Here is a 7,089-nt window from a genome sequence, read left to right on the forward strand (position 1 = left end):
ATCCAAAGCCTATTTCTGCGCCCCGTCCTCCTCTATCCGGATTCCCTCCCGGTACTCTCCAAAATGCCGGTACAAAAAGAGAAGCGGGCGTTCCAAAAGACGCTTCAGCCGGATGTGGAAATACTTTTCCCTTCCCCGGGGTCTCACCAGCGCATTGGGAATCCCCGCGTTCTTCGCCCCCCAGATGTCGGTGAAGAGCTGATCCCCGAAAAAGAAAAGGTCCCTTCCCGGGAGCCCGAGCTCCGTTTCTGCCCTCCTATAGGCCTTCGGCGAGGGCTTATGCGCATCGCAGAAGTAGAGGTCGGCCCCGCATTCCCTCGCGAAGCTCCCGACCCTTTTCTCCTGGTTGTTCGAGAGGAGGGCGATCCGAAGTCCCGCCCCGTGAATCCTTCGGAAAAGCCTCTTCGCCTCTTCTGTCGCCGGCTCATCGTGTAAGACGAGGGTATTGTCGATATCGTAGAGCACCGCCCGGACGCCGGAGCGGTAGAGCCTGTCGTAGTCGATCTCGTAGACGGAATCCACTACGCAGTCCGGAAAGAGGCGGTGGAGAAGCCGCGGTCCTCTCCTTCTCCTCCTCCTCTTCCCTGCGGGGGCAGCCTCTCTCCTCTGGCTCTCCCGCTTCATACGCTCTCTCCCTCCCTGCTCTTTAATAGCTTTCCGATTTCATCCACAAAGGTATTGATATCCTTAAACTCCCGGTAGACCGAGGCGAAGCGGACATAGGCGACCTGGTCGGTCTCCTTCAGCTTCTCCATGACGAGCTCTCCGATCCGCTCGGTGCAGATCTCCTTCTCCGCCGCGGAGAATATCTCGTTCTCGATCGCATCGACCATCCGCCCGATCTGTGCGGTGGAGATGGGCCTTTTGTGACAGGAGCGGAGAATTCCGGCCTCGATCTTGCTCCTCTCATAGGGCACGCGGCTTTGATCCTTTTTGATCACCATGAGCGGCATGGTCTCAAGCTTCTCGTAGGTCGTAAAGCGCCTGCCGCAGCTCTCGCACTGCCTCCTTCTCCGGATGGCGGTATTTTCATCCGCGGGGCGGGAATCGATCACTCTCGTTCCCTCCGCACTGCAATAGGGGCACTTCATTCCTCTTCCTCCGGCGCTCTTCCGCCCTCCTCCGATCCCCCGGAAAGGGGCGCGCTCTCCCCTTCCCCGGAAGGAATGAGAGCCTCTCCTTCCCCTGAAAGAGGAGCATCCTCCCCTTCTTCTGAATGGGGAGCATCCTTCCCCTCCTCCTCGGAAGAAGCGGAAGGACTCGGGGAAGCGGGCGGACAGGCGGAGGCGGGAAGAGCGGGAAGAGGCGCATCCTCTCTCTTTTCTTCAGAGCTCTCTTCCTCCGCGCGGGTACTTTCTATCCCCTCCGCGGTATAGCGAAGCCGAAGCTCCTCAAAGCTTCGCTTCCTCATCTCCGGACTCTCTTCCGCTTCTCCGCTCTCTCCCCTATGCTCCTGATCTCCCGGAAGCTCCTTCGCCCCCGGGCTCTCCTCAAAGATCTCCTCCCTCCGTTCCCCGCTCTCTTCCGCTTCCTGCCTCTGCTCCCCGTTTTCAAAAAACTCCTTCTCTTCTCTCAGACTCTCTCCCCCGGGCTCTGTCCCGGCGGGCTCTGTTCCGGCGGGGAAATCCTCACTATAGGCGGAGAGGAAAAAGACCGACACGATGGTATTGACGAGGGGGACGAAAAAGATATTAAAAAAACCATGGAAAATAAGCGAGAGGAGGTACATGACCACAGCGAAGGGCAGAAGAAGCGCAAAATATTTGAGCTTTCGCCGGCTCATCATCCGGATGGAGAGCCTGAGGGAGGAAATCGCCGTCAGCCGCTCGTCATTCGCCGAAGCAAGAGCGGCCATCGCGAGGAAGAGAGTTATCACGGTGAAAAAGATCAGTCCAAAGAGCTCAAGGATCCAAAGATTGGTCGAAATTCCCTTCAGCTTCTGAATCAAAAACGGGATCAGGAAGGGGCAGGACAGAAGAACAACCAGAAGATTGACCCCCGCAAAACGAAGGAAATGCTCTCTGTGCGAAAAGCCGTAGAAGAGCTCGAAAAGATTCAATTCCCTCCCAAAGGCCAGCTTCAGATAAAAGCGAAAGGAGCCAAGAGCACAGGATATCGTGAAAAAGAGGAGCAATAAAGCAAAGAAAGCGATGAAAATCGCGATGAAAGAGAAAATCGCGACGCGCACGGTCCCCGAGTTCTGGGTCTCAGAGAACAGGAAAAGCGGGCGGCAGATGAAAAGGCCGATTCCCGCAAAAAAGAGACCGGCGAGGAAGAGCGAAAAGACATGAAGCAGCTGAAAGCCCAGGGTAATCCCCAGATTCTCCCGAAACTGCCGAAGGCCAAAGCGAATAATCTCCCTGTTTCTCAGCATCTGCCGCACTCCTTCCGTTCTCTAATCAACCGGCTTTTACAGCCGCTATCATAGCACGGCTTTCCGATCCTGTACAGTGAACGTCCACCGCAAAGGAAGCCAGGAACGGCACCGCCGTAATGGGAAAGGTCGAGAAACAGCTGTGATATTCCTCCCGAAAGGACGGCGCAATCTCAGACAATTTCCTTTAAGGGCGCGATCTCGATCCCCTCTTCCGAGAGGGCACGGCGGATCCTCTCCACAAAAAGCAGGGCCTTCTCCCCGTCCCCATGGACACAGATCGAGTCAGCACGAATCGGGATATCCTTCCCCGCGATGCTCTTTACCTTTCCCTCCTTTACCATGCGGACCACTCTCCTGACGGCGAGCTCCTCATCCTGGATCAGGGCTCCCTCCTTCCGGCGGCTGACCAGGCTCCCGTCCGCTTCATAGGCCCGGTCCGCGAAAACCTCCGCCGCCGTGCGGAGACCGAGCTTCTTCGCCGCCCGGTAGAGCTCTCCTCCGGAGAGCGCAAGGACGATGAGTCCGGAGTCAAAGTCCCGGATCGCAGCGCAGATCGACTCCGCGAGCGCGCTGTCCTTCGCCGCCATATTATAGAGTGCGCCGTGCGGCTTCACATGCTGAAGCTTCACGCCGTAGGGATGGAGGAAGGCCGCAAGGGCTCCGAGCTGATAGAGGGTGTAGGCTCTCGCCTCCTCCGCGGAGAGCGAGAGATTCCTCCTCCCAAATCCCATGAGATCCGGAAGCCCCGGATGGGCCCCGATCTCCACGCCGGCGTCCGCCGCAAGGCGCACGGTCTTCTCCATGACGACGGGATCCGCCGCGTGAAAGCCGCAGGCGGCATTGGCAGAGCTGATCAGAGGAATCAAACGCTCATCCATTCCGATCTTATAGCGTCCGAAGCTCTCCCCCACATCACTGTTCAGATCCACTCTCATGATTTTTCCCTCCCAGCGTAAACGCTTCGATGAAGCCGGTGTCCGCTTTGCCCCGGCAGAAGGTCTCGGACTGCATGATCTTGTACTGGAAATCAAGATTCGTCTCTATGCCCAGGATCAGCGTCTCATCCAGGGCAGAGCGCATTTTCCGGATCGCCGCCTCCCGGTTCTCCGCGTGTACCAGGATCTTCGCGATCATGGAATCAAACTCCGGGGGGATGCTGTAGCCCGCGTAGAGCGCGCTGTCGATCCTCACCCCGTTTCCCCCCGGGAAATGGAGTGCGGTGACCTTCCCGGGGCTCGGCATGAAATTCTGCTCCGGAATCTCCGCATTGATGCGGCACTCTATGGCGTGCCCCCGGAGCAGGATATCCTCCTGCCGAAAGCTTAGGGGCTCCCCGGACGCGATCCTGAGCTGCTCGATGACGAGGTCGGTCCCGCTCACAAGCTCCGTCACGCCGTGCTCGACCTGGATCCTCGTGTTCATCTCCATAAAATAAAAGGCTCCGCCTTGGTCCATGATGAATTCTATCGTGCCGGCCCCGGTATAGTGCACTGCCTTCGCCGCCCGGACCGCCGCCTCCATCATCTCCCGCCTCGTCCCGTCCGATACCGCGGGGGAAGGAGATTCCTCGATCAGCTTCTGGTGATTTCTCTGTACGGAGCAGTCCCGCTCCCCTAAGGATACCACATTTCCGAAGGAATCCCCCATGATCTGCACCTCGACATGCCTTGGGTGAAGGATCAGCTTTTCGAGATACATGGAGTCATCCCCGAAGGCATTCGCACTCTCCCTCTGCGCCATGTTGAACTCCGCCTCGAAGTCCTCCTCGCTCAGGCACTCCCTCATGCCCTTTCCGCCGCCGCCGGAGCTCGCCTTGATCATGATCGGAAAGCCGATCTCTCGCGCCCGCTCAAGCGCCTTCTCCGCGTCATAGACCGGCTCCTTCGTCCCGGGGACGACGGGGACTCCCGCCTTCTCCATCCTGCTTCTCGCCGCGGATTTATTGCCCATCTCATCGATGACCTCTGCCTTCGGACCGACGAAGAGGATCCCGTTTTCTTCGCAGCTCCTGGCGAAGGCGCTGTTCTCCGAGAGAAAGCCGTAGCCCGGGTGAATCGCATCACAGTCCATATTTTTCGCGGCGGTGAGAATCGCATCCATATTCAGATAGGAATTCCTCGCCGGTCCCTCCCCGATGCAGACTCTGCTGTCCGCGAGCCTCGCGTGGAGCGCTGTCCTGTCCTCCTTCGCATAGACCGCGACAGAGGGAATCCCCATATCCCGGAGAGCGCGTATGATGCGGACCGCAATCTCTCCCCGGTTAGCAACCAGTACCCGTTTCAGCACCTTTCCCTCCCGTCAAAGCTTCTTCACGCGGAAGAGCGGCTGCCCGTACTCCACCTTCTGCTCATTGGAGACGAGCACCGCCTCGATCTCGCAGTCGAACTCCGCCGTGATCTCATTCATCATCTTCATCGCCTCGAGGATGCAGACGGTGTCTCCCGCCTTCACGCTGTCCCCGACCTTCACATAGGGCGGAATCTGCGGCCCGGAGGCGGAGTAGAAGGTCCCGACGATCGGGCTTATAATGTTGACCTCCTTCTCCTCAGCCTCCCCCCCTGCTTCCGCGCTCCTCTCCTCATAGGAGACAGCCGGGGCCGTCCCTATGCCGGAAGCCGAAATCAGTGCGGAGGGGCAGAGCTTGCTCATCGAAATCTTGAAATCCCCGTCCCGGATCGTCATCTCATTCAAGGAGGAGCTCTCCAATATCTTCACCAGTCCCTCGATCTTCTCTAAATCCATCTTATCTCCCTCAGACATGGATATTTATCCATGGAAACTCTGCTCCGAACCTTCCCTGCTTTGATTTCATCCTGATCTTTGATCAGGGCTGAAGCTCCCGGAAAAGCTTCTCCAGGCGCTTTGCCGCGAGTCTGCACTCCAGCACCTCCCGGCAGGGCCTGTGAATCCGGTCCCGCATAAGCTGCAGTTTCTGCTCCTCCTCCCGGAGCAGACGCTGTGCCTCCGTCACGGAAATCTTCCGGAAGCGGATCCTGTCATCCATTCTCCTCTGGGCGAGGAGCGGAAGATCCACCGAGGCGACCGTCGCGATCTTCGCATAGCCCCCCGTCGTCTGCCGGTCCGAGAGGAGGATGATGGGCTTTCCGTGGCTCGGCACCTGGACTGCCCCCAGAGCGATGCCGTCCGAGATGATGTCGGAGCCCTTCTTCGTCTCGATGAAGGGTCCCTCCAGGCGAAGCCCCATCCGGTCAAACTGGCTGGAGACCGTATACTCCTCCGAGAGGAAGTTCTCGATCCCCCTCCGGGAAAAGTAGCTCTCCTGCGGTCCCATGATGACGCGGATCGTCACGCTGCTCTTCTCATAGTCCCGGATGTCCAGCGTCCGGGAGAGGAAGTAGGGCAGATAGATCCTTCGGTTGATCCTGCTGTCCAGAAAGTCCCCGTCCTCCAGCTTCCGGCCCTTGAAGCCGCCGATCCCGCATCTTAAATTCGTGGAGCGGGAGCCCATCACGACCGGCACCTTGATATAGTTTGAGAAGGCGAGGTAGCAGCTCCTCCCCGTCCTCGCGGATCCCACCTTCAGGACATCGCCCTTTTTCACATAGATCGCCGTGTACATCGGGATCGGCTCATCGTTTAGCTCCGGGCGGAAATCCCCTCCGGTGATCGCTATGATCTGCGCCGCGGTGAACTCCAGCACCGGTCCGATCAGGGTGCACTCCAGCACCGCCTCGTTCTCCGGATTATCGAGGAGGAGATTTGCGATCCGGAAGGAGCGCACATCCATAACGCCGCCCACATTGAAGCCCTGACTCTGATAACCGCTCCTTCCGAGATCCTGAACCGTCGTGAGCATACCGCCCTTCAGAACTCTGAATCCCATCCTAATCTCCTTCTCGCACTGTGAGCTGATAGCTTCCCTCGGACACTGCCCCCCGGATCTCCTCGTACTCCGGGGCGGAAACCGGCCGGAAGCGGATATAGTCCCCCGCTTCGACCAAAATCGGCTTCTCCCTCCCGGGATCATAGGTTTTGACCGGCGTGATCCCCATGAGCTGCCAGCCGCCCGGAGAATCCACGGGGTAGATCCCCGTCTGGGAGCCGCCGATCCCCACTGAGCCCGCCGGGATCCGGACCCTGGGATTCGGAAGCCGCGGCGTGTGTATCCTCTCGTCGAGCCCGCCCAGATAGGTGAAGCCCGGCAGGAAGCCCAGCATATAAATGAGATAATCCCGCCCCGAGTGGATCGCGATCACCTCTTCCTCTGAGAGCCCTGCGTGAGAGGCGATCGCCGGGAGATCCGGCCCCCCCTCTCCCCCGTAGAGCACCGGAATCTCGAAGATTCTCTTCCGGACGGACTCCACCTTCGTATCCATCCTCGCGATAGAGCTGATCCGCTCATGGATCTCCCGGTAGGATATCACAAGCGGATTATAGCTTATGAGAAGAGAACAGTAGGTCGGGATCATATCCACGATCCCCTCGATCTGCTGCTGCCGGATCAGCTTCACCACCGCCGCAATCCGCCGGTTTACCTCCGGACTGATTTTCTGCTCGAATTCGACCAAAAGAGAGGAATCCCCTTCCGCCATCACCCTGATATTGTTCATCTCAGTTCTCTATCACCCTTCTGTTCTTTGATCCCGGCCCCGGGAGGACTCCCGCTCTCCCGGGGAAACACCACCTTACCTCATGGCAGACTTCTGCGCTTCTTCAAAGCTCAGAGACTCGGCTTCGCCCGGGTGGCTTCA

8 protein-coding genes are annotated in these 7,089 nt (G+C 58.6%); all 8 read right to left on the bottom strand.

Annotated features, from left to right (window positions below; all coding sequences use genetic code 11):
• Positions 1–9 precede the first annotated feature (9 nt).
• Entirely contained in the window at positions 10–624 is a 615-nt protein-coding gene (locus HMPREF1986_RS12220) for a YqeG family HAD IIIA-type phosphatase (RefSeq protein ID WP_021775175.1), read from the bottom strand.
• Positions 621–1,091, bottom strand: coding sequence for a transcriptional regulator NrdR (gene nrdR, locus HMPREF1986_RS12225; RefSeq protein ID WP_009216030.1), 471 nt, complete (start codon positions 1,089–1,091; stop codon positions 621–623). The genes HMPREF1986_RS12220 and nrdR overlap by 4 nt, the downstream gene beginning before the upstream one ends.
• On the bottom strand, positions 1,088–2,374 hold the full coding sequence (locus HMPREF1986_RS12230) for a hypothetical protein (RefSeq protein WP_021775176.1): 1,287 nt from the start codon (positions 2,372–2,374) through the stop codon (positions 1,088–1,090). The genes nrdR and HMPREF1986_RS12230 overlap by 4 nt, the downstream gene beginning before the upstream one ends.
• 173 nt (positions 2,375–2,547) lie before the next feature.
• Complete coding sequence (locus tag HMPREF1986_RS12235; RefSeq protein ID WP_021775178.1) at positions 2,548–3,312, bottom strand: LamB/YcsF family protein; 765 nt, start codon at positions 3,310–3,312, stop codon at positions 2,548–2,550.
• Positions 3,290–4,663, bottom strand: coding sequence for an acetyl-CoA carboxylase biotin carboxylase subunit (gene accC, locus HMPREF1986_RS12240; protein ID WP_021775179.1), 1,374 nt, complete (start codon positions 4,661–4,663; stop codon positions 3,290–3,292). The genes HMPREF1986_RS12235 and accC overlap by 23 nt, the downstream gene beginning before the upstream one ends.
• Before the next feature lie 12 nt (positions 4,664–4,675).
• Positions 4,676–5,119: an acetyl-CoA carboxylase biotin carboxyl carrier protein gene (accB, locus tag HMPREF1986_RS12245; protein ID WP_036600679.1), complete on the bottom strand. Its 444-nt coding sequence runs from the start codon at positions 5,117–5,119 to the stop codon at positions 4,676–4,678.
• A gap of 82 nt (positions 5,120–5,201) precedes the next feature.
• Positions 5,202–6,221: a biotin-dependent carboxyltransferase family protein gene (locus HMPREF1986_RS12250; RefSeq protein ID WP_021775180.1), complete on the bottom strand. Its 1,020-nt coding sequence runs from the start codon at positions 6,219–6,221 to the stop codon at positions 5,202–5,204.
• Between the two features lies 1 nt (position 6,222).
• A complete protein-coding gene (pxpB, locus tag HMPREF1986_RS12255; RefSeq protein WP_021775181.1) occupies positions 6,223–6,948 on the bottom strand; it encodes a 5-oxoprolinase subunit PxpB in 726 nt (241 codons plus the stop codon).
• Positions 6,949–7,089 lie beyond the last annotated feature (141 nt).

The sequence above is a fragment of the Oribacterium sp. oral taxon 078 str. F0263 genome, from assembly GCF_000469565.1.
GTDB lineage: Bacteria > Bacillota > Clostridia > Lachnospirales > Lachnospiraceae > Oribacterium.